The sequence below is a fragment of the Pseudoxanthomonas japonensis genome (assembly GCF_010093445.1).
Taxonomy (GTDB): domain Bacteria; phylum Pseudomonadota; class Gammaproteobacteria; order Xanthomonadales; family Xanthomonadaceae; genus Pseudoxanthomonas_A; species Pseudoxanthomonas_A japonensis.
The window spans coordinates 365,741-384,783 of sequence record NZ_PDWW01000001.1; the positions used below are offsets into that span (position 1 = coordinate 365,741).

A 19,043-nucleotide genomic window follows, 5' to 3' on the forward strand; every position below is an offset into this window, starting at 1 on the left:
TGGAACGTGCGTGGCATGGAACAATCACTAGCTCACACTGCTGCAGTGCACGGGCGCCCATGATCCCATGTCGTAGCGACAGTCACCAATGAGCGGCGCGGCGGCTCCAATCGGGTTCGCTTCTGGCAGATAGCTGAAATCCGTGTGGGGCATTGCCCGGTTCCAGGGCTCACTTCTCCTTCCCGAAGAACTCGTTCTCGGTCATCCCTATGAATCGTGGTGGCTCATTGAGCCCCCACTTGAGCTCGACCACTTTAAGAAAATTGGCTTTTAACGTTTCGTCTTCCTCCGAGCGAAGATCGGCGACATACTGTTCAAAGTGCCTGACCACCCCGTCTACAAAGCGTTTGGCATTTATGACGATTGATTCGATCTGGCCGGTCTTGACGAACTCCCCATCCTTCTTCGGCCAAGTAATGGTCAGCGCCTCTGGGCGGCCATCGCTGAAAAAGACGCGATTACGAAACAATCCGTCGTGCGAGAAGCCGCACCTAGCTTGAACATAGAGACCATTCACCGTCTCGTCAAAGATGTGCGCGCTCTCTGGTCTTGGCTGAAAGACCCTTTGAAACCCGCGACGGAAGAACTCCTTTGAGGTTCGGTCGCTGTCCTGACCTGAGAAGTAGATCTCTATTCCCTCGAAGTATCCGAGAGTAAGGGATATGGCTGGAACGTCCCCATACTCCATGGAGAGAAGATGCTGAGCTGGTTCAAGGAGCCACTTTCGCATCCGATCTTCAAACACATCCACGAGATCCGAGTAGCTCGGAGATTCTAGCTTGGTGTGCTCATAGCTTGGGCTGACATGACTAAGTGCCATAGTCATAGCTGCTTTCATTCTTCTTGTACTTTGGCATGCAAGCGAAAGTCCCTGTCATCAGGCCATCACTTTGGCGTATCAAAGAGACCGTGACGCACTTGACGAAATGTCAGATTCACGCGCGGACCATGAGTCTTGGATGCCTTGGCGATACCATGCTTCCAGAACCTTTGCGTACTTCCCTTCATGAGAAGGAGAGTTCCAGAGTGCAACGGAACGCGAACCAACGGCACATCTTGAGTCTTGTGTTTGAAGACGAATGTCCGTGTTTCGCCGAGGCTAAGTGATGCAATAATCGGACGCGTGCCCAGCTCAGGTTCGTCGTCGCTATGCATCCCCATGCTGTCGCGTTCGTTCCGGTAGTAGTTCAGAAGAACGCTGTTGAAGGTCTCATCGCATTGGTTCTGAACGGACTGCCTCAGCATCTCTATCAGGGGTGTCCATGGAAGCGGGGCCACCGAGATTCCGGAGTAGGAGTAGGATCGACCCGGGTCTCCGTACCATGCAATTAGTCGTGGCTGCACGTGCCTCTTCCCCCACACGGTCACTTCTTCTGAACGCCATGTGGTTTCTTCAATCAGCCTCGTGAGCGCTTCCGAAGCAGGCAGGGGGAGCGGGAAGTCCCTGAGCAAGAAGACCTCGGCATCCCTCATCGGAAGCTGCTCGAAATCCCGTCCAGTAGAGAACAGATCCTGCGTCACGGCTTTCTCAGCAGGCGATAACTGAGTTGAGTCTTTAGCTTTGGCATCTGACCAAACCTATTCAAGTAGTCGCCCAGATCATCCTTCTGCTCATCGCTCCCTGGCCACGTCAGTTCGTTGGTCGCGCCTACGATAAGTTCAAGCCCGGCGGTCTTCCACTGGTGGTCGAAGTAGTTGTTGAAGGTCTCGTGTCCGTTGTCGTCGTACAAGAACAACGCGCCGGACTTGGCTGATCCGAATATGGTCTGCCAGAAAGCCGTCACAACTCCGCCTTTGTCCAGCGCCATCACCTCAGAGACAAAGTAGCTCATAGTGAAGAGATCCGCTTGTAGGAATTTCTTCTGATACTTCCAGTCTTCTGGCTCGGTTACATCTAGAGGCTGGAAGTTCGCATTCAACTGGATCTCAGTGCCAAGGGAGGCGTGGATCTCCGTCCAAGTGTCCGCCCATGCCTTCTCACGATCCACTAGGTAGCAAGTCAGTTTCTGCACCTGCTCCTTCTTGTTCTCAGCTAGGTACTTCAGTAGACCGATGAAATCGCTCCCTGGACCGCCCCCAATACAGGTTACCCGGAGCGATTCTTGATCAAAGATGGGCGCTCCCAGTTCGAGTCGTAGGGTGTATAGAACCTGGGCGACATAGTCACCGTGCGAGGCGACGTACTTGTAAACATAGGCGAATCTGGTTGCCGGGTTCTTGTAGTCCACCGGCTTTCTGTCTGCGCTAGTGAGCTTCCCATAACTGGTAGTCAGGTAAGCCATCTGCTCCTTGATCTGGGTGTCCGCGTCTTTTCCGAATGCATCCACCGCCTCTGCGTACAACGTATCCAAGACAATCTTCACCAACTGAAAAATGGTCACGGTCCGCTCTCCCTGTGTGCGCCCAGCACCCTGCCAAGCATCCATCTCGAGCGGAGCGTATCTCCGCCGGATCCACCCCACAAGTAACGCCTACAAAGATAGGAAGTGGCGATCTCAACACCTGAGAAGGGTGCCGCAGGCTGATCCGCCAGCGACTCGCTTCCGTGCCGGACCTAAGCACCCCAAGTACAGCCCGTTCGGCGATCGCGGCCTTCGCACGACGGGGAGGGAGCAGTTCCAGCCCACGCATTTGTGGCCTGATCGCGGTGCGCGACCCATCGATGTCGGGGCCTGACCAAATGCCGAACTGGGTGCCGCAGCTTTGCCGCAAGCAGCCCGTATGCGGGGGATCATCAGTCTCGCAGTGCTTCGAGTTTTCCATGCGGCGCAACGACGTAGTCTTGCCGCTTCTCATTCCACTCGAGTCTGGCACTGGTCAGCGCTGAGGAATCAGCGGCGAAGACCTGGAACATCTCGAGCAAATCGACAATCTGGATTTCGTAGGCCCACTTGTGCCGCTCGTAATCCGAGAACACCAGCATCAGTTCAAATGATCGATTGTTGGTAAGCGTCTGCATCCAGTAGTAGTGGATCAGCTGATTGCAGACAGTGAGAACCGGAAGGCTGACGGGTTGCGGGTTGTCCATTTCGAACCTGTCATGTGGCCAGCCCCCGCCCGACACGGTGAATGGGCGGTTCCCGATCTTCTTATATCGGAAGGCCGGACAAGCCGTCTCTCTGGCGGCTTGGCTGACCTTTGGGCGCTCAAGCAAAGAGCGGACCTGGAAAGCCACCAACATGAGTCTACGCTCGAACAAGACGTGCCGCTTCTCAGACCACCGTGTGTACTTGCGATTTCGACGCAGCCAGATCATTTCGCTCCTCAGCTCCGCGCGCCAGTACTGAGATTCGATCATGTCTTGCGTGGCCCTTGATTAAGACGACTGGATGTTAGGGCGACGACGCTCTCCGAACAAGCCGACGAGCGCTATTTTCGTGTGCGCCGTGAAACCACGGTCTGTTGAACAATGCGACGATTTATCTTGCGCTTCCACTCCAACTGTCGATCCGAGAGCTTTCGTTTCAGCCGGGTCGAGACGAGAAATTCGTATTCAGATGGATAGATGAAGCCTAGCTTTCTTCCGTGCTCGATCACGTCAAGATTTGCGTTGGCATAAGGGTCCTTGGTGATGCGCTTGAGGCCATCGAACAGGCTTCCCGTGTCGATGCCTATGAATCTGTTAATGCACACGTTGCCGACGTAGGTAGAGTGACCCGTGATCCGGTTGGTGATGTAGCAATGCTCTTTGATCTCCTGCCCGCAAGGGCAGTGGTCGAAGTCCTCCGTGATCTCCACACTCACAAGATCCCACTCCGTTCGCGCCACCTCGAAGCGGCTGGAATGGGAGAGCGGCAGTATGTGTGCTTTGAGCTTTTCGACGTTGTGATCCACGGCGTCCCTATGCGTCTATGAAGTTCAAGCGGAGGATTTCTGGCGCGATCTTACCTAGCGCCCGAGACGAAGTCGCAGATCGCGCCACAACGTGTTGCGCTGATCCGCAGTCCAATGGACACGCCCTTCCCGGAACCAGAAGTGGGCACCGCAGTGGTCCTTGCGCCAGACCGATGGCATCAGCGAGCCACCATCTCGTAAATTGAGGTGCCAGCACGGCCGCTGATCTGCCAACAGGTTCAGGTGCAGGATCGCCTTGCAGCCACACGGACACGTCATAGCCGCAGCCCAGACTTGGCCGTCCTCAGCCAGCACATAGAGTGTCCTCTTGCGCATGACCGCGGGAAAGTCATCCTCAGCTTCGACAAGGCTGAAGCGCGGACCAATGATGCTGCGCATGCGCTGCAGCATATGTCGGACGACGTTAGTCATGATGGTGGCGATCCGACAACTCGGGCAAACCCAGCAACGGAGTGCGATCACCCAACCCCACTCGCTTGCTCAGGATGGGACATGAGGCGTCGTAGGTGTCGTGCAGGATGGTCATGTCTGCAAGATCCAACTGGAGGTGCTCGTAGGTACGGTTGGGAGAGTCCCGGAACGGATGCAGGCGCGCGAGAAGCTCGGTCACTGCCATGGCTGCAAGTTGGAAATTGATGCTGATTACCGCTGGCCGCAGGGTGGGCGCACCGCGGATGTAGCCGTCTTTGACCTGCTGGGCGTGCGCCTGCGGGTCGGTGCGCCGAAGGCCCGCAGCCCTTACGTCTTCCATGGTGAACAACCCTCGGCTAAGCAAGCTCGAACGCCCGGGCTGCAGGTAGTGGATGCTTCCGCAAGCGGCCTGGATTTGACCATCCTCCCCAGCCACCAAGCGGACACCCACGTCGATATAAGGAATTAGATAGTCCGTTGCCAGCAGGTTGAGGAGGAAGCGGCCGTCAACACTATCCATGCAGCCAAACACCATGTCGCACTGCGCCACTTCGCGCACAGCATCTGCGCTCCAGAGATTGTGGGGAACAACCCGAACAGTGGTCCCTAGGCCCATCTCTTCAATCGCCTGCGCGAGCACATCGACCTTGCGACGCTTTTTCTGGGCATCGTCGCGGGTAGCGTTGGGGATGCGATTGAGATTTCTGGTCTCAACAACGTCGTCATCCACCAACACGAGTTCGCGGGGAGCCAGGCGCGCGATCTGCTCGGCCGTCGGTGCCCCGGTACCTGAGCAGCCGATGATGGCAATGGACATGTCACTGATCATGCGAAAGGTCTCCTCGCCGAAAGCAGCTGCGTGGGACGCGGCTGATTCATCCAACGTCAGATTGGAGGTCCATCGCCATAGGTCATCTCCCACGCACTGAATTGCGCTAAAGGCTGCCAAGGTTCCGTCATGATCCAGGTAGCGGCCGAACATCGTGCCACCTGGCAGCATTACTGCACTACCGTGGAGGCGATCGTCTGCCTCTATCCAGTCTCGGATGGCCGGCAGCAAGCGCAGGTCCCCTTGGGTATCCACGGTTGAGAATTCCGGTACACCGGTGGGATGGCTGTGTACTTTGACTAGGGTCCAACCTTCGCGCTCGGCGCGATCCAGCAGCGGCACCATGAAGTCGGTGGACCAGGTGACCTGCACGGGAGTGCGCACGGAGCACTCTTGGTAGGGGATGGGATGGACCTCACGCACGAGCAGGCGATGGGCGTGGGCACCCTTGGCACGACCACACAGTAGGATGGCGGCCGCCTCCTTGCCATCGCCGGGGAACAAGTGGCTCTGCAACTGCAGGTGGTGGTGGATGGTAAGAGCCAACGTCACGTGCATGACGGCATCTCCCTGCGAAACCATTCCTCGATAGACAGGACGTGTCGCTCAAGACCATCGATACCTGCCACCCATGGATGGGTGGCCGTGTAGTGGCGCGACCAGCGCTGGTACTGCACCCCATGAATGGCCTGGACAGCTTCGGTGCACCGGAGTGCCTGACCATCGCGGCGTGACATCGGCGGATGGACATACACCATGTCCAGCGATGCCAAGGGATAGCCCGTCTCCAGTCGGATGGCTACTGTCACGGTGGCTGAGGTGTAGCCCTCATGTTGGGTACTGAACTCATGTATCAGAACCCACTGGCTACCGTCGACCGTGGTCTCCCATGGACGGCCGTAGCCGTCCAGGAAGGTAACGTCATCGGGAGGCAGGTCGAACTCGCGCCGCAGGTCCATGGGATCAGCCCTCGGTCTGATCGTTGGGCAGCGCCTTGAATTTCTCGACGCCCGGGCGAGTCAGATCGACGCGTTCGTTGGGTTCGATCCGGTCGAAGGCGCCGCCATGCAGCTTCAAACGCAGGGTCCATTGCTCGACCGGAACCAGACCCGCCTTCTGCAGGATCTGCTCACGCGTGGGATTGGGCACTTCGAACACGAAGGGATCCCGGTTCACACGGATGCGGTAGGCCTTTGCCTTGGGGGGCTTCACGCCCCTGCTGGCGTACTCGGCAAGGTCAATGACCTCGTCCAAGACGGGTTCTTCAGTGTCTGCGACATCATCGTGCTCGTCGTTGGTGCTCATTGCGTTCTCCTCTGGTTAGGCGCAGTTTGTGTCGACTCCGTCGCACGCCCTGCATCACATTTTCTTGTCCCTATCTCCGTTATGGTGCCTACACAGACAACAGTCGTGATAGCCTTCTAGACCCTCCTAAACCCTTATGTGGCTTAGTTCGGAGGGCGCCTGTTGTCTGGTTAGACAACACGCTAGACCCAAAAGTTCCGCCTGTCAAGGAGGCGTCGTGTCGTTACCCCCCCTCGGAGAGGCTCTCCGGTTTTTTCGTGAAGATCGAAAGCTGACGTTGCGTGAGACTGGCCGGTTGGCCGAGGTCGACCACGCCTATATCCATCGCCTAGAGACCGGACAGAAGGAGTCGCCTTCCAGCGAGATCCTGGAACGCCTGGTCCGAGTCCTGAAGCCATCGAGCCGGGACACCGAGATTTTGATTTACCTGATGGCCCATCCGTCGGGCGATGCTGAACTCGTCCGGTACGTGCTGGAGAATTCCTCTATTCCGATCGAGACATTTGAAGTCGCCTATGGCGTCCGTCATCGCGGGACCACCAGACCAGAACCGCGTGCTCTGATCGAGCGCGCACAACGCGTGATCGACTCAGAAGATGAATGAGTTCACTGCAGAACAGCGTGCCCGCAAGTTCGTTCAATCGGTGAACCCGACCGTCGTGCCGGTTCCCCTTGAACCCTATCTCGCTCAGATCGGCGCAAAATTGAGCGTAGATGATGAATTAGAGAGTGGCGAAGCAGGCTATACGATGACGGCCAAGGGCCGTCATTCCATCTTCGTGAATGGCAACGATTCGCCACGTCGCCAGCGCTTCACTGCCTGTCATGAGATTGGCCATGTCGTACTGGAGCTTGAATCCGAGCATGGTGATCCGTCATGGAGCTATGAGAGGAGGCCACCCAACGAAGTGTGTTGCGACATCTTCGCTGCCGAACTCTTGCTACCCGTTTCGCTATTTCGGCCAGCCCTACTAAAGAGGGCAATGGATGTGGCCTCCTTGCATGACTTGGCTGAGCAGTTCGAAGCATCCCTGCTGGCTACTGGCTCGCGCATGGTTGCTTTCTCTCCTGAACCATGCGCGTTTGTCGTGTCTCAGGGTGGCAAGGTCAAGTACGCCTTTCGCTCTGCCTCACTGCGCAGTACCAAACTGTGGATACCTTCAGGCGTTGCATTGCCGGAGACTTCCTACTCCGCCCAGCTACGCAAGGATCCAACGCATGCGGGTCCATTTGAGCTGGACGCAGATGTTTGGTTCGACAATGCCGACGGCGGTACCGTCGTCGAAGATGCGATCTTCGATGCATCTAGGGATCAGGTACTAACGCTCTTGTGCCTGGATTCAGAAGACATGCCAGAGCCGACGCGTGATGGGCCGATTCGCCAGGACGAAGAAGACACGGGACTGAAGGAACTCGATGGCCACCTGCCTTGGCCGAGCAAGGGCTAAGTAGGCGATGGACTGACGCGGATAGGAATCGCCTCACTGCACCAGGGGTGGTGAGCGCTCGTCTCCCACATCAAATGTAAGTGGCAAGCCCCCCGCGGGGACGCACTCCAAGGTCACTAGACGCCCATCCCAGTCGTCATCCGTTGCAGCGAAGATGGGAACGGAACGTTCACGAATGCCCTTGAAGAAACGATCCAGTTGGGGCGGTGAACTGAAGTATCGGCTCGCCCTATCCTCTGCCTCTTGAGCAGCCGTGTACAGCACTGTCTTGACGCGCTTGTGCACTGACAGATCACCCAAGTCGACGGCTACGTCCTCCAGCTCTCCTATCAGAAACCGATTGAGAATCAGGCTGTCGATGACGGGAATGTCATTGACCGGCACACCTACGTGTGTCGTTGTGCTCACAACCACCAGCGGAACGACCTTGAAGTCCTCCGTCACATGGATCTGCGCATTCGCCATGGCAAGAACGAACTCTGCTCGATTCTCTGAGATCGCTTGGGCTTTGCGTGCAGCTTGGCTGGCCGCACCGTGCACTGTCTTCTTATGGAAGGCCATGCTCCTGGCATCGGTGGGCTCCACGATGCACTTGGCTTCGGCGATGAACACGGTATTGCCAATCACAAATAGCAGGTCGATCTCCTCGCCTTGCCCGCCTTGAGGTTTGAATGTGAAAGACCGATCGACGCAGCGAGCGCCCCGAAGCACCGTAGATTCGCTCAGCGCCTCAAGCACGAGGTCACGAAGGTAATTTTCGAATGCCGGGCCTCGCCTGCCAAGGTCGATTTTGGCTTGTCTCATCCAGACATCCACCAATCTTCTTAGGTTTGGTGAATTGGTGGCGGCAAACAGCGGCATGACTGTACTAGGGCCCGCAGGGAGCAATGGTTGCGACCACACTTCCTGGCCTTTGTTGCCGCGGAAGATAAAGAAATCAACCAGCTGACGACTCATGTGAACACTTACGCCCGCAGCAGCCGAGATGGCCGCTTCCAGGGCCCCAATCTGCAGCACCGGAGCGTACTCAGGGAACCATACGTGTGCCGGTCTTCCATCCCACGGCTTGTTCTTATGTCGCTGCCTCACTCCATCTTCAAGGATCTGTGATGTTCGGGAAAGCACTGTCCATGCATCAAGCAGAGAGGAGATCGTAAGCCCAGCCAAACCAGGCTGCGGCTCGTTCAACAGATCGTCGTAGTACGGCTCGCTCGCCATCGCCCTCAACGACATGATGTCGCGCATGAGCGAAGATTCTTTTGGCGACCTCTCAACTTTAATAACTTGGCGCTTTCCTCTCCGTTCGATTGCGTTGATGTCGTGCAGCCTGAAGGGAAAGCCTAGCTTCACTAGATCACGATGGGCCTGCGCCCCAACTAAGGCGAACGCTCTTGTAAGAGAATGTCGTCTCTCAACGCCTGCCCGGAAGCCACTGATGTAATCTAGATCAGTTGGGACGAAGATCTTGGTTCGGCCACCATCAACTACCCTGTATCCATTCCACAAGGTCTCATCCCAGAGGTCCTCCGTGAAGCGATACATCAGCCCAAGACTCAGCTCCTTCGCAACCTCGTTCCAGTTCACACCCTGCATGCGCGGATTCCCTGCAAGGTCGGGGTTCTTCATTAGGAGGAGTCTTGCGGGGATCTCGATTCCATCTACGAGTGACTCAATGATCTCTTGTGGTGACCATTCATGGCCGCCGGCTGCCTCGATCTTGACTGCCGCAGCTTCCTCAGCCGTGACCGGTTCTGTTGCTTCGGCAAGCTTAGCCTTGTGCGCCCGATCGGTCTTATCGAGAGTCACCATGAAGTTGTAGTTGACCATGGACGCAAACGAACGCAGCTTTGTGGTCGCGCTGATTGCGTCGTCAGAAGAGAATTTCAGGACTCCTCTTACTGCGTCTAACTTGCTTTGGATCAGCTGACCAGCAAGGAACAGTTCTCTATCTTCTTCGTCTGAGCCGTGCTCGGCAAAGTCCTGTTCCCACTTCTGCAAGCTGAAGCTGCGAAGATTTGGACCTGATGTCTTCTCCTCGCGGACCCGGTTCGTGAACGTCCCCATCTAATCTTTCCTTAGAGTTGTGGATAGCACACAGCAGAGCTTCGTTCTTACCCCGGTCGACTGACGCGACAGGCGAGTAGGTTGTAGCGTAGAGGCACGAGATCTTCCTGAGCTAGCTGTTCTGGCTGCCTCAATCGGTTCGCTATCACCTCGCCAGATTGCTTCAACCACTCAGAAGAGTTCGCCTTGGGACCCTATCAGGCGGGGCGCCACGAATCTTGTGCAATCAAGACTAGGCATTCGACCATAGCCAAGATTGCGATGGGCCTTCTCAAACCGTATCTGCAGCAGCTGGGCGAAAGGTCCCTCCCCTCGCATGCGAGCACCAAAACGGCTGTCGTAGTCCTTCCCTCCACGCATCTGCTGGATCAAGCTCATGACGTGGTTGGCCCTATCCGGATAGTGAAGCTCAAGCCACTCCCGCCAGATCTGAGTCAATTCATGCGGCAGCCGCAGCAGAACGAAGCCAGCAGATTGTGCGCCCTGCTCTCGCGCTGCTTGGAGGATCTGCTCCAGCTCATGGTCGTTGATCATGGGGATTACCGGGGCGACCAGCACGCCTACCGGCACGCCAGCGCTGCTGAGCGCTTTCATGGCGCGTAGCCGGGCATGAGGGGCGGCGGCCCGCGGCTCCATCTTGGCCGAGAGATGGTTGTCGAGCGTGGTGACCGAGAAATGCACCGACACCAGGCCTTCCTTTGCCATTTCTTGATAGATGTCCAGGTCGCGCTCAACCAGCGCCGACTTAGTGACCACGCTGACCGGGTGCTTGGTTTCCGCTAGCAACTCCAGACACGCCCTAGAAATGCCGTAGCGACGCTCTGTCGGCTGATAAGCATCGGTGTTAATGCCCAGGGCGATCGGGGAGCATTGGTAGGACCGCTTGGACAGCTCGGCCCGAAGGAGTTCGGCCGCGTTGGGCTTGGCGAAGATCTTGGTCTCGAAGTCCAAGCCTGGGGAAAGATCCAGGTACGCATGGGACGGACGGGCAAAGCAGTAAACGCACCCGTGCTCACAGCCTTTGTAGGGGTTCACCGATTGGGAAAAGCCAATGTCAGGCGAATCGTTCCGGCTGATGATGGTTCTAGCCCGCTCCTCGGTCACCGTCGTCTGCGGACGCCCTGGCGGGTCCTCGTAGACCGAAGCCCAGCCATCGTCCACCCCCACCGCCGCGGTCGTTGCAAAGCGTCCGGTGACGTAGGACGCAGCGCCCCTGCCCTTTAAGGGAGCAGTCGGCCTCAGGGCGTTGGACTCCTCACTGTCCCAAGTCACGGCAAGCTCCGTCCTCTGTTAGCATTAATACTAACAGAGGATGGATGGGTGATCCCTTTAATGGGCCCCAGTTAGGTGCGCGTGGGATGATGCGCCTTGGCCCGCCAGGTCCGACTACGTGTGAGCGATCCGACCGAGAAGAAGCTATCTCAGGCCCTGCAGAGACTGATAAAGGGCTCTCCGACCCATCCTAAGGTTCGGGCGAAGCTTGAAAAGCGGCAGGCTGCCGGCAAGCCCTACGGCCTGGTCTCCTTCTCCAACGTCGCCCTGGAAGCCGGTGTCAGCCGCACGCTGATCGGGCACGTCGACTGTGCTTATCCCAAGGTCCGCAACGCAATCCTCAAAGCCAAGAAGGCTTCTCCGGCGGCTGAAGTCGTCCGCGCACTTAGGCGAGAGATTGCTGAGCTGAAGAGCACACAGACCCAGCTGATCACAGTGTGCGCTTCGTTGCGAACTGAGCTCGATCGCGCCAAGGCGCGACTGGTCGATTTGGGTGACGATCCGACCGTCAAGCGGATGGGAGTCAACTTTCGTGCACGGCCCCCTAAGAAGCCAAATGCTTGACCATGGCTTCTGCCTGTCTTTGTCTCCTTTGAACGATTGCGAGCGTTGTCAAATCGTTAGCATCCTTCGCCTGCTTCATGAGAAGGGCATTCTGATCGCGCCTCTCAATCCAGTACGCCGCGTGTTCGGTACTGATCTCAAGGCAACTGCAGCCGGCACAAAGTTCGACATGGGCAATGGCCAGATTCGGGCTGGTCGATGCCAAGACCGAGGCTCCTGCCCGTTGATTGCATAGACTCTTGGTCGGCAGCTGCGACGACCAGCACCTCCCATATGACGTGTTCCAGATCACAATCTCCTCTTCGCTCACATAACGAAGGGCCCCCTGCTCGTCGAACTTAGCTTGCTCATCCACCAGATGAAGCTTGAGCTCTTTCCTCATCTCATCGACGTAACGAGAAAAGCCGCCTACCACAGGCGCGCCTTTGAAGGTGATTGATCGTAGAACCTGGACCGCCGCCATCGTCTGCGCATCGTCACAGGCGGCCAGAAATGTCGGGTCATTGCCGATGTAGTATTTGGAGGTAATCGCATCACTCACGTGCTTGAAATGCTCACTGATGGCCTTGAGCATCGTGGGATTAGTGCGAAAGACAAACGTGGCGAAGGTCGGACGCCACTGGTGGGGCCTGAGTCTGCCTTGCTTGTAAGCTTCGTGGTCCGGCGAGCTCAGCGCGCTGAGATCCACCCAGTTGAGAACGAAGGCGCGTTGAAACCGTGCGAGGTATCCGTTGGTCATGGGCCTAACTGAAGTCCCTACGGCAGGCAGTCCACCGTTAGTTTTCAGTACGACAAACAGGTCACTGATCTCACCTAGCTCCCTGAACGTTGCCAGAAGTCGCGTCACCGCGAGAATCGCGCGTACCGTGGGTGGAAGGTAGTTCGAGCCCGCAGGGCGTGCGCCCACAATCCATTCGGCCGTACGTGGCTTTCCGCGCTTTGACGTGATTGCTTCCACGTAAAACAGCTCGATCATTCCATCGCGGCTCACTCTCTTTGAGAGACAGGATGGCCAACCGTCGTCCTTGACGGGTAGCGCTTTGAGGCTCAAGAGTTCATGGCTCCTCAGGCCTGTCCCTGCCTGAAGAACGATAGAACATGCCGCTACGCACGATGTCAGCAAGTACCTAAGGACCACTAGCGGACTATCAAGGACAAACTCACGACCGTCTGCATCCAGCTTTGTTACTTGCTGGCTCAAAGGGAACTCGGCTCCAGCACCATTGGGCATCGGCACGCTCAACGTTGTTGCGAGCTCGTTGAGCTTGGCATACAAGGCCATCCGATCTACCGGCCTAATCTGCTCCCAGTCCTTCGCGAATCCGCGAATCCCTAACAGTGCTTCCATCGCCGACATGAGACCATCGGAAGACTCATCGATCATTCTGATCGCTGTATTGAGGATCGGAATGGCCACCTGATCGGGAAGCGGAGGAATGGTGTCGGATCCTCGCTTGAGGCCCAGATCCTTTGTTACAACACTGAAAGGTTTGACGCCGTCGTAAGGAGGCAACTTAAATACCTTGCCGCCCAGCTTCGCAATAGCCCGTCGCTGCCTGTAGATCTGAGTGAGAATGTTGACGGATGGAATCACGCCGCCATGTGTAGGTTTGCGCGAAAGACCTGGCAAACCTGCGGGCTTGCGATCCTCTTGGTGAAGCTCCACTACCTCCGCAGCGAACGCCCATGTGTCCTGCGTGGTGATCTCGTCCAGATCCTCAATACCTTGACTGGTGAGAAACGTCGCCAGATCACCTAGCGCAATGACAGTCGCCGCGACCCCTCCTGCGGACTTTGCCTCTGACTCCTGGGGGTCATACACCAGCGACCAGACAAAGCACTTGAGGGAAAATAGGAGCGCCCTATGCTGTGGGTTGGTGAGTGACTCTCCGTTGCTCAGTGGTTTCGCCCACTGAATTGTCGCGTATGTCTTCACCTGGCCTGGCGTTTCGTTCTTGATCACCCATGTGTCTGCGTCGAAGTCGACTCCAGCGAACTTCAGGTATGAATTGTTCTCAGCCTTCTTAGCCATAGCTCACTCCAGCTCGGGGATTGGGTTTAGGTTGAGGCGGCCGATGCGGGCCAAGTCGGAGTCGGTGAGCCGCATCAACGATGTGTTGAGTGCCTCTGCTGCCGGACCGTAGCGTTGATTGAAGCGGGCGGAGCCCATTGCCAATGCGGCCTGCTTGTACCTCTGCTGGAGCTGGATCCGCCGGGCCCAGAAGACGTCATGCAGCCGCATCACTTTTGTCGGGCATGCCGGACAGAGCCCATAGGCGGTGCACATGCGGCCATGAACTTGCCCAACAACTGGACTCTGAAACGGATCCAGGCAGTCGTAACCAGGTGTAGCGGCAGAGCGATCTTCATAGTGGCCTCGTGGGTCGATCTTGCCGGCGCTGTCCTGATGGCGCTCCTTCATCGCCATGGCACCGGCCAAGGCCACTTCGTCACGGCGCTGCGCCTCACTCGATCGGTAGTTCCCGTCCGTCGTAGTCACACTGCTGTGGCCAAGCAAGATCCTTACCTTCTCTGAATCCTTCAGAAGGTCCCTCAGGTAGTCAGAACCAGCTTGCCTCAACGCATTGGCACCCGCCGGCTCAAGTCCACGTTCCTGGAAGAACTTGAGCTTGCGGCCCAGTGACAGGGAGTACAGTCCTCCCAATGGTTGGGCCAGCGATCTGACCGCACCTACCTTCCTGTTCTTGAACTTGCTTACGTAGAGGAAGAAGTCCTGCTTGATACGCTTCGGAGCAGACCTTCGCATGTGCTTTGTCCAACGCTCAATAAACTCTACGACATTGCATGGATTGAAGACCTCATCGCCCTTTGCAAAGGATCGGAAGACCATCTTCTTTGCACGTACTTTGTACGAGGAGAGCTTGTACTTGTTGTGAAGAACTCCGGCCTTCTTGTCGATGTCGGTAATCCTCAGGCAGCACAACGGCTGCTCGTTCCAGTGCGTGAAGCACTGCAGAATGATGAATGCCGGAATGAGGTCATTCACCTGAGGATTGATGATGCGCGCGAAGCCCGTATAGCCAAGACCTTCAATCGCTTCGAATAGCTTGTAGTCCGTCTTCTTCAACCACTCCCTCTCGGGAAGCATGCCGTCATAACGCTCGATAATCACGGCGCACAGCCCTTCGACCGTATGGAAATCCACCTGCCCTGTATCGAGAAGCGAGGCGAGCTTCTTGTCCACCTTTGTGAGTAGGCGATCGATCTCCTTGACCTGCTCCTCGTAGGCAGCGATGGCGGCCGCGAGCAGGTCCACGAACTGCTCCAAGGGAATGGTCTCTTTGCCCTTACCCCGCTGTGTGTGTTGCCCCGACCATGAGTTCACCGGAATCTCATGATCTACTCCAAGTTCGGAGAGCGTAGGAGAGAGGCGCCCGACCAGCTTCTTGAGCGCGCTCAGTTTGTGCAACTTGTCGAAGTAGCTGCGCTTTGGCTTTCCGTCGGAGCCGGGTGCATCAAGCCAAGTCACGAAATCGCGAAACAGCTCTGCGCAGAGATCCTTGAGTTCCGCATTGGGCTTCACCTCGTTGAGAAATGAGATGAAGCCGTAGCGCAGGTCACGATGCGTTGCGGTCCGCGTTGTCTGTTTCTCGCTGGACATCACGGCAATCGTGGCCTCGGTGAGTTGGTCGCCGAGCGCAGGCAAGCTCAACCAAGGATCAAGCAGATACCACCTGTCATCCTCAGGGTTGGGATTCTCGGACCTTAGATGCATCTTTCCGCGTCGCAGATGGCGAGTGAAGGTGACTTTGAGCTTCCCCTCTTCCGGGGATTCGCCTTGGCCACCCTCATTGCCTCCCGAGGTGTTGTCGAACCTGTTCTTCCTCACAGTCCACGCTCGCTAAGGAGTTTCGTGAGGTGGCTTTGGTCTGCCTCGGAGAGCGCCTCTTCGAGCACGACGCTTGCATTCAGGTAGATCTTGTCTGTGGTTGTCTTGTCTCGGTGACCAAGCAATGCCTGGACCGTCTTGCCGGGATCCGGATTGCCGTTGAGCTTTTCCGCCGCGTAGTTGAACAAGGCAAACGAATGCCTGCAGCTGTGCGGACTCGGGACAGTTTGGCTGCCCACCCGCTCTGCCGCCTTTAGGGCTGCGCGTCGAAAGATCTTTCTGAAGTTTGCGGCAGACAGAGGAGAACCCGCAGCGCGATGGGCATGCTCGTGATTCACGAATATCCTGTCGTGAGCTTGATCCGGCGATAGATTGGCGACGGCTGCCGCTCGCTCGTTCTTGATGTAGAGATCTAGCTCTTCCAGCAACCAGATCGGCAGCCGTACGTTGCGCTGATGGCCGCCCTTTGCTTTGACCTTGATGAAGCAAGCCGTGAGCGGATCCTGCTTTCCAATCTGCCAAAGGGGAAGGTCACTGCAGCTGCCGGCAAGACCTTCGCTGATTCGACAACCCGTGTTGGCGAGATAGGTAAAAAGAAGCCTGTCCCTACTCAGTCCATTTCCCTCTTCGCTCGGCATGCGGCCCAAGATCGCCGCCATTTCTTCAATCAGCGCCGGCGGAATGTGCTTCACCAAGGCATCGACGGCGGGTGCCTTGGGCAGCTTCACGCGAGGAGCAAACACAAGCTTGGGTTCGCCCTTGACTAGGACGCGTCGCACATCGATGCGGTTCTTCAATCTTCCTTGGTTCTGGAGGTACTCCAAGGATCTCTTCGCAGTTGACACGCGCTTGAGGATGGTCGCGTCGGAGTAGACCTTCTGGGTTTGAGGACTGATGGTTTCCGACATGCTGTCGGCGTAGCCCTGGATCAGTTCCTCTGTGAAGTCCGTAAGAGGAACGCGAATGCTGTTGGCGTAGAGAAGCAGGTCCACGAGATCTTCAGCATTGGCCTTGCTGGTGTTCTCCTGATTGCGGAGCTGTGGCTTGCCAATGGGGCTGACGCTTTCGGCCAGCAGGAAGTCAAACGCGTCTTGTATGGGCTCAAGAGTTCGGCGGTCGACTATGAAGTGAAAGCCCGCGGGTAGGCTCGTGGACTTTCCGAGCAGCTGGGCTGCTTGGCCTTTTCCTTTAACGGGAATGGCCTTGATGACCTTCGGTTGGTAGATGTCCAAGTGATGTCCCTGATTACGACCGTGATAGAAAAATCACAGCTCGTTGTCGGGTGCAATTCGCAGCAAAGCTCCAAAGCTGCGAGGTGAACACGTTCGAACGAGAAGCAGGGCGGGAAGCTATTTGTTCAGTTATTTTCTGTCAATAGATACTGTTTATCCCATACTGTATTGACTATTCAATACAGTATCGACTGAACAGTTCAGTAGAGAACCATACCGTGCTCGCAGCCGCGGTAGGGGTTGAGCGACTGGTCGAACGGAATGTCCGGCGACTGGTTGCGGGTGATGATGCTGCGCGCGACTTCCTCGATCACCCGGGTGTGTGGCGTGGACGTGACGTCGCCCTCGGTGTCGGCCTCGTGCCAGCCATCGTCGATGGCTTCCGGCGTGGTCACGGCGAAGCGGCCCGGCAGGTAGCCGGTGGAGCCTCGTCCCTTGATGCCCGGATGTTTCGGCGCGCGCATCGGCGCACCTTACGACGGCGGCGTCGCAGCGCTGGAGATCCCCGCACCCGCCTACGGGCGGCGTTCGTCGAAGTGGGCGTTCAGTTCCATCACCAGCCGGCCGATTTCCGGGGTGATGCAGGTGTTGAACTGCGTGCGATCGATGCAGTTGCCATCGATACGCGCCGCGCGCTCCTTCAGGCCGTAGCGTGCCAGCAGGTTGCGCGCCTCGCGGAAGCAGGTCTCGCCGCGCGAACCGACGCGCAGCGGTCCGTGCACCCTCGTGCAGTAGGTCATGGCCGTGGCCAGCGCGGCGGCATTGACCGCGTACAGCGAGGCTCCCGGGGAGGACGCAGCATCCGCCGTGTTTTGCGCCCAGGCCGGCCGCCCGACGACGAGGGCGAGCAACGCGGCGGAGGCGAGCAGGGCGCGTTGCCGGGACGACATGCCGTCACTCCACCACATAGCCGCTCAGGCGCGCAGTGCCGTCCTCGTCGATGCGCAGCGATACCAGTTCGCGTACCGACCGGCCGCCGCTGGCCCGTGCGAGCAGTTCGACACTGACGTAGTGGCCTGCGGGGGCGCCCTGCTTGCCATCGTGGAACTGGCGGCTCACCGACAGCCACTGGCGGTCGGCCAGCGTGCCGTGTCGCTGGCGCGCGGCCGTGATGCCCGCGATGAAGGCCTCGCGCGTGACGGCGCGCTTGGCGACCGGCGACGCGCCATCCCACAGCTCACCGGCCCGGCCGGCGTCGACCAGCGTGGCGGCCTGGACGGCGGCATCGAGTGCCGCGCCGGGCGCGAGCACGCGCGCGGCGATCGCCGGCGTCGCCGACGGGGATGGCGACTGCGCACGGGCGACACTGACCGGCACCGTCGCCAGCAGCATGGCGATCAAGCATGCCCCGAAGCGCTCAACGCGTGCCATGGGCCAGTACCTCCACGCGCCGGTTCGGTTGCTCGCAGGCGATCCTGGCAGGCAGTGGAAGCGCGGTGTCGCAGGTCTTCAGCGGTTGCGACATGCCTGCGCCCAACGCGGTGACCATGGCCGGCGCGATGCCCTGTTCGATCAGCAGGCGGCGCACCGAGAGCGCACGTTGCTGGGAAAGCGTGCGGTTGTAGGCGTCGCTGCCGAGCAGGTCGGTATGTCCGATTACCTGCACCGATGCGACATCGCTGTCGTTCAGTTCGGCGGCGATCGCCGCGATCTGCTCGCGCCCGCCGGGCAGCAGGTCTTCGACGGCGTGGCGATCGAAGGCGAACAACGCATCGCCCGACAGTTCGAACCGGCTGGTCGCTGCCGCCGGCGCGGCGGCAGGTACGTCCAGCAGCGCGGCGCATGCGGCGGGCGACCAGTGGAAGCTTCGCCCCGTGTAGTCGCGGTCGAACACGACCTTGTACTGGCAGGTGGTCACGCCCTGCGCCGTGCGGAAGTGGAACAGGTAGTCCCACTCGCGCGCGCGCAGGCCTTCGCGGAAGTGCGGACGCCCCAGCAGATCGTACAACTGCGGCTTGGTGACCCCGGCACCGATGGCGCGCAGGTTGTCGCGGTTGGGGAACGTCCCGTCATCGAGCAGCACGTCGGCCGGATCGGGAAACACGATCTCGCCCGCGGCGCCTGCAGGCGAAAGGTCGCGGCTGACATGGCGCGTGCCGCACGCGCTCAGCGCCAGCCCCGCGGCGCAGGCGATCCACAGCGGCACCGCGGGCCAGCGCTTGGACGACAGGAACATCAGCGGACTCCTTGAAGAGCGGAAGGGGCGGGTCATG

At 58.1% G+C, this 19,043-nt stretch carries 20 protein-coding genes and 1 pseudogene; 3 read left to right on the top strand and 18 right to left on the bottom strand.

The genetic code is table 11. The features are described from left to right. Positions 1–169: 169 nt before the first annotated feature. The 9 genes from CSC78_RS01615 to CSC78_RS01655 form a co-directional block, all read right to left on the bottom strand. Complete coding sequence (locus CSC78_RS01615; protein ID WP_162336158.1) at positions 170–826, bottom strand: hypothetical protein; 657 nt, start codon at positions 824–826, stop codon at positions 170–172. Positions 827–885: 59 nt separating this feature from the next. Next, positions 886–1,521, bottom strand: a complete 636-nt coding sequence (locus CSC78_RS01620; protein ID WP_202924092.1) for an alpha-ketoglutarate-dependent dioxygenase AlkB family protein — start codon at positions 1,519–1,521, stop codon at positions 886–888. After that, positions 1,518–2,381 carry a hypothetical protein gene (locus CSC78_RS01625; RefSeq protein WP_162336159.1) on the bottom strand — a complete coding sequence of 288 codons (864 nt, stop codon included), beginning with the start codon at positions 2,379–2,381 and terminating at the stop codon, positions 1,518–1,520. The genes CSC78_RS01620 and CSC78_RS01625 overlap by 4 nt, the downstream gene beginning before the upstream one ends. A 353-nt stretch (positions 2,382–2,734) precedes the next feature. Beyond that, positions 2,735–3,256: a hypothetical protein gene (locus CSC78_RS18830; protein ID WP_202924093.1), complete on the bottom strand. Its 522-nt coding sequence runs from the start codon at positions 3,254–3,256 to the stop codon at positions 2,735–2,737. A gap of 113 nt (positions 3,257–3,369) precedes the next feature. After that, positions 3,370–3,834 (bottom strand): hypothetical protein, encoded by a 465-nt coding sequence (locus CSC78_RS01635; RefSeq protein WP_162336160.1) that lies wholly within the window; start codon positions 3,832–3,834, stop codon positions 3,370–3,372. Positions 3,835–3,888: 54 nt separating this feature from the next. Beyond that, positions 3,889–4,266, bottom strand: coding sequence for a DUF6527 family protein (locus CSC78_RS01640; RefSeq protein WP_162336161.1), 378 nt, complete (start codon positions 4,264–4,266; stop codon positions 3,889–3,891). Further along, entirely contained in the window at positions 4,259–5,653 is a 1,395-nt protein-coding gene (locus CSC78_RS01645) for a ThiF family adenylyltransferase (protein WP_162336162.1), read from the bottom strand. The genes CSC78_RS01640 and CSC78_RS01645 overlap by 8 nt, the downstream gene beginning before the upstream one ends. Continuing rightward, positions 5,644–6,054, bottom strand: a complete 411-nt coding sequence (locus CSC78_RS01650) for an E2/UBC family protein (RefSeq protein WP_162336163.1) — start codon at positions 6,052–6,054, stop codon at positions 5,644–5,646. Before CSC78_RS01650 ends, CSC78_RS01645 begins: the two co-directional genes overlap by 10 nt. 4 nt (positions 6,055–6,058) lie before the next feature. Beyond that, positions 6,059–6,400 carry a multiubiquitin domain-containing protein gene (locus CSC78_RS01655; protein WP_162336164.1) on the bottom strand — a complete coding sequence of 114 codons (342 nt, stop codon included), beginning with the start codon at positions 6,398–6,400 and terminating at the stop codon, positions 6,059–6,061. Positions 6,401–6,617: 217 nt separating this feature from the next. Between CSC78_RS01655 and CSC78_RS01660 the strand changes: the two genes are divergently transcribed. Both CSC78_RS01660 and CSC78_RS01665 read left to right on the top strand, forming a co-directional pair. Next, entirely contained in the window at positions 6,618–7,004 is a 387-nt protein-coding gene (locus CSC78_RS01660; protein WP_162336165.1) for a helix-turn-helix domain-containing protein, read from the top strand. Then, a complete protein-coding gene (locus CSC78_RS01665) occupies positions 6,997–7,848 on the top strand; it encodes an ImmA/IrrE family metallo-endopeptidase (protein WP_162336166.1) in 852 nt (283 codons plus the stop codon). Before CSC78_RS01660 ends, CSC78_RS01665 begins: the two co-directional genes overlap by 8 nt. 33 nt (positions 7,849–7,881) lie before the next feature. Here the strand turns inward: CSC78_RS01665 and CSC78_RS01670 are convergent, their stop codons facing one another. Both CSC78_RS01670 and CSC78_RS01675 read right to left on the bottom strand, forming a co-directional pair. Next, the gene (locus tag CSC78_RS01670) at positions 7,882–9,912 is read right to left on the bottom strand and encodes a hypothetical protein (RefSeq protein WP_162336167.1); all 2,031 of its coding nucleotides are present in this window, start codon (positions 9,910–9,912) and stop codon (positions 7,882–7,884) included. 171 nt (positions 9,913–10,083) lie between these two features. Continuing rightward, a complete protein-coding gene (locus tag CSC78_RS01675; protein ID WP_202924094.1) occupies positions 10,084–11,184 on the bottom strand; it encodes a PA0069 family radical SAM protein in 1,101 nt (366 codons plus the stop codon). Between the two features lie 120 nt (positions 11,185–11,304). On the opposite strand from CSC78_RS01675, the gene CSC78_RS01680 reads away from it, so the two are divergent. Next, positions 11,305–11,748: a hypothetical protein gene (locus tag CSC78_RS01680; RefSeq protein WP_162336168.1), complete on the top strand. Its 444-nt coding sequence runs from the start codon at positions 11,305–11,307 to the stop codon at positions 11,746–11,748. Here CSC78_RS01680 and CSC78_RS01685 read toward each other — a convergent pair. The 7 genes and pseudogenes from CSC78_RS01685 to CSC78_RS01715 all read right to left on the bottom strand — a co-directional run bounded on the left by CSC78_RS01685 (position 11,729) and on the right by CSC78_RS01715 (position 19,042). Then, complete coding sequence (locus CSC78_RS01685) at positions 11,729–13,780, bottom strand: hypothetical protein (RefSeq protein WP_162336169.1); 2,052 nt, start codon at positions 13,778–13,780, stop codon at positions 11,729–11,731. The two genes, CSC78_RS01680 and CSC78_RS01685, sit on opposite strands and share 20 nt — an antisense overlap. 3 nt (positions 13,781–13,783) lie before the next feature. Continuing rightward, positions 13,784–15,370 carry a site-specific integrase gene (locus CSC78_RS01690; protein WP_162336170.1) on the bottom strand — a complete coding sequence of 529 codons (1,587 nt, stop codon included), beginning with the start codon at positions 15,368–15,370 and terminating at the stop codon, positions 13,784–13,786. 224 nt (positions 15,371–15,594) lie between these two features. Continuing rightward, positions 15,595–16,830, bottom strand: coding sequence for a tyrosine-type recombinase/integrase (locus CSC78_RS01695; protein ID WP_162336171.1), 1,236 nt, complete (start codon positions 16,828–16,830; stop codon positions 15,595–15,597). A 209-nt stretch (positions 16,831–17,039) separates the two neighbouring features. Continuing rightward, positions 17,040–17,294, bottom strand: a pseudogene (locus CSC78_RS01700) (PA0069 family radical SAM protein); the annotation flags it as partial. A 51-nt stretch (positions 17,295–17,345) separates the two neighbouring features. Then, positions 17,346–17,720: a hypothetical protein gene (locus tag CSC78_RS01705; protein WP_162336172.1), complete on the bottom strand. Its 375-nt coding sequence runs from the start codon at positions 17,718–17,720 to the stop codon at positions 17,346–17,348. Between the two features lie 4 nt (positions 17,721–17,724). Continuing rightward, complete coding sequence (locus CSC78_RS01710) at positions 17,725–18,201, bottom strand: DUF4019 domain-containing protein (RefSeq protein ID WP_238391127.1); 477 nt, start codon at positions 18,199–18,201, stop codon at positions 17,725–17,727. Further along, on the bottom strand, positions 18,188–19,042 hold the full coding sequence (locus CSC78_RS01715; protein ID WP_202924095.1) for an OmpA family protein: 855 nt from the start codon (positions 19,040–19,042) through the stop codon (positions 18,188–18,190). The genes CSC78_RS01710 and CSC78_RS01715 overlap by 14 nt, the downstream gene beginning before the upstream one ends. Between the last annotated feature and the right edge of the window lies 1 nt (position 19,043).

Bases quoted from the DNA above. Each gene is read 5' to 3' on its own strand.
- CSC78_RS01615 (WP_162336158.1), bottom strand. From the start codon at position 826: ATGACTATGGCACTTAGTCATGTCAGCCCAAGCTATGAGCACACCAAG.
- CSC78_RS18830 (WP_202924093.1), bottom strand. From the start codon at position 3,256: ATGATCTGGCTGCGTCGAAATCGCAAGTACACACGGTGGTCTGAGAAG.
- CSC78_RS01640 (WP_162336161.1), bottom strand. From the start codon at position 4,266: ATGACTAACGTCGTCCGACATATGCTGCAGCGCATGCGCAGCATCATT.
- CSC78_RS01645 (WP_162336162.1), bottom strand. From the start codon at position 5,653: ATGCACGTGACGTTGGCTCTTACCATCCACCACCACCTGCAGTTGCAG.
- CSC78_RS01650 (WP_162336163.1), bottom strand. From the start codon at position 6,054: ATGGACCTGCGGCGCGAGTTCGACCTGCCTCCCGATGACGTTACCTTC.
- CSC78_RS01655 (WP_162336164.1), bottom strand. From the start codon at position 6,400: ATGAGCACCAACGACGAGCACGATGATGTCGCAGACACTGAAGAACCC.
- CSC78_RS01665 (WP_162336166.1), top strand. From the start codon at position 6,997: ATGAATGAGTTCACTGCAGAACAGCGTGCCCGCAAGTTCGTTCAATCG.
- CSC78_RS01670 (WP_162336167.1), bottom strand. From the start codon at position 9,912: ATGGGGACGTTCACGAACCGGGTCCGCGAGGAGAAGACATCAGGTCCA.
- CSC78_RS01685 (WP_162336169.1), bottom strand. From the start codon at position 13,780: ATGGCTAAGAAGGCTGAGAACAATTCATACCTGAAGTTCGCTGGAGTC.
- CSC78_RS01690 (WP_162336170.1), bottom strand. From the start codon at position 15,370: ATGTCCAGCGAGAAACAGACAACGCGGACCGCAACGCATCGTGACCTG.
- CSC78_RS01705 (WP_162336172.1), bottom strand. From the start codon at position 17,720: ATGTCGTCCCGGCAACGCGCCCTGCTCGCCTCCGCCGCGTTGCTCGCC.
- CSC78_RS01710 (WP_238391127.1), bottom strand. From the start codon at position 18,201: ATGGCACGCGTTGAGCGCTTCGGGGCATGCTTGATCGCCATGCTGCTG.
- CSC78_RS01715 (WP_202924095.1), bottom strand. From the start codon at position 19,042: ATGACCCGCCCCTTCCGCTCTTCAAGGAGTCCGCTGATGTTCCTGTCG.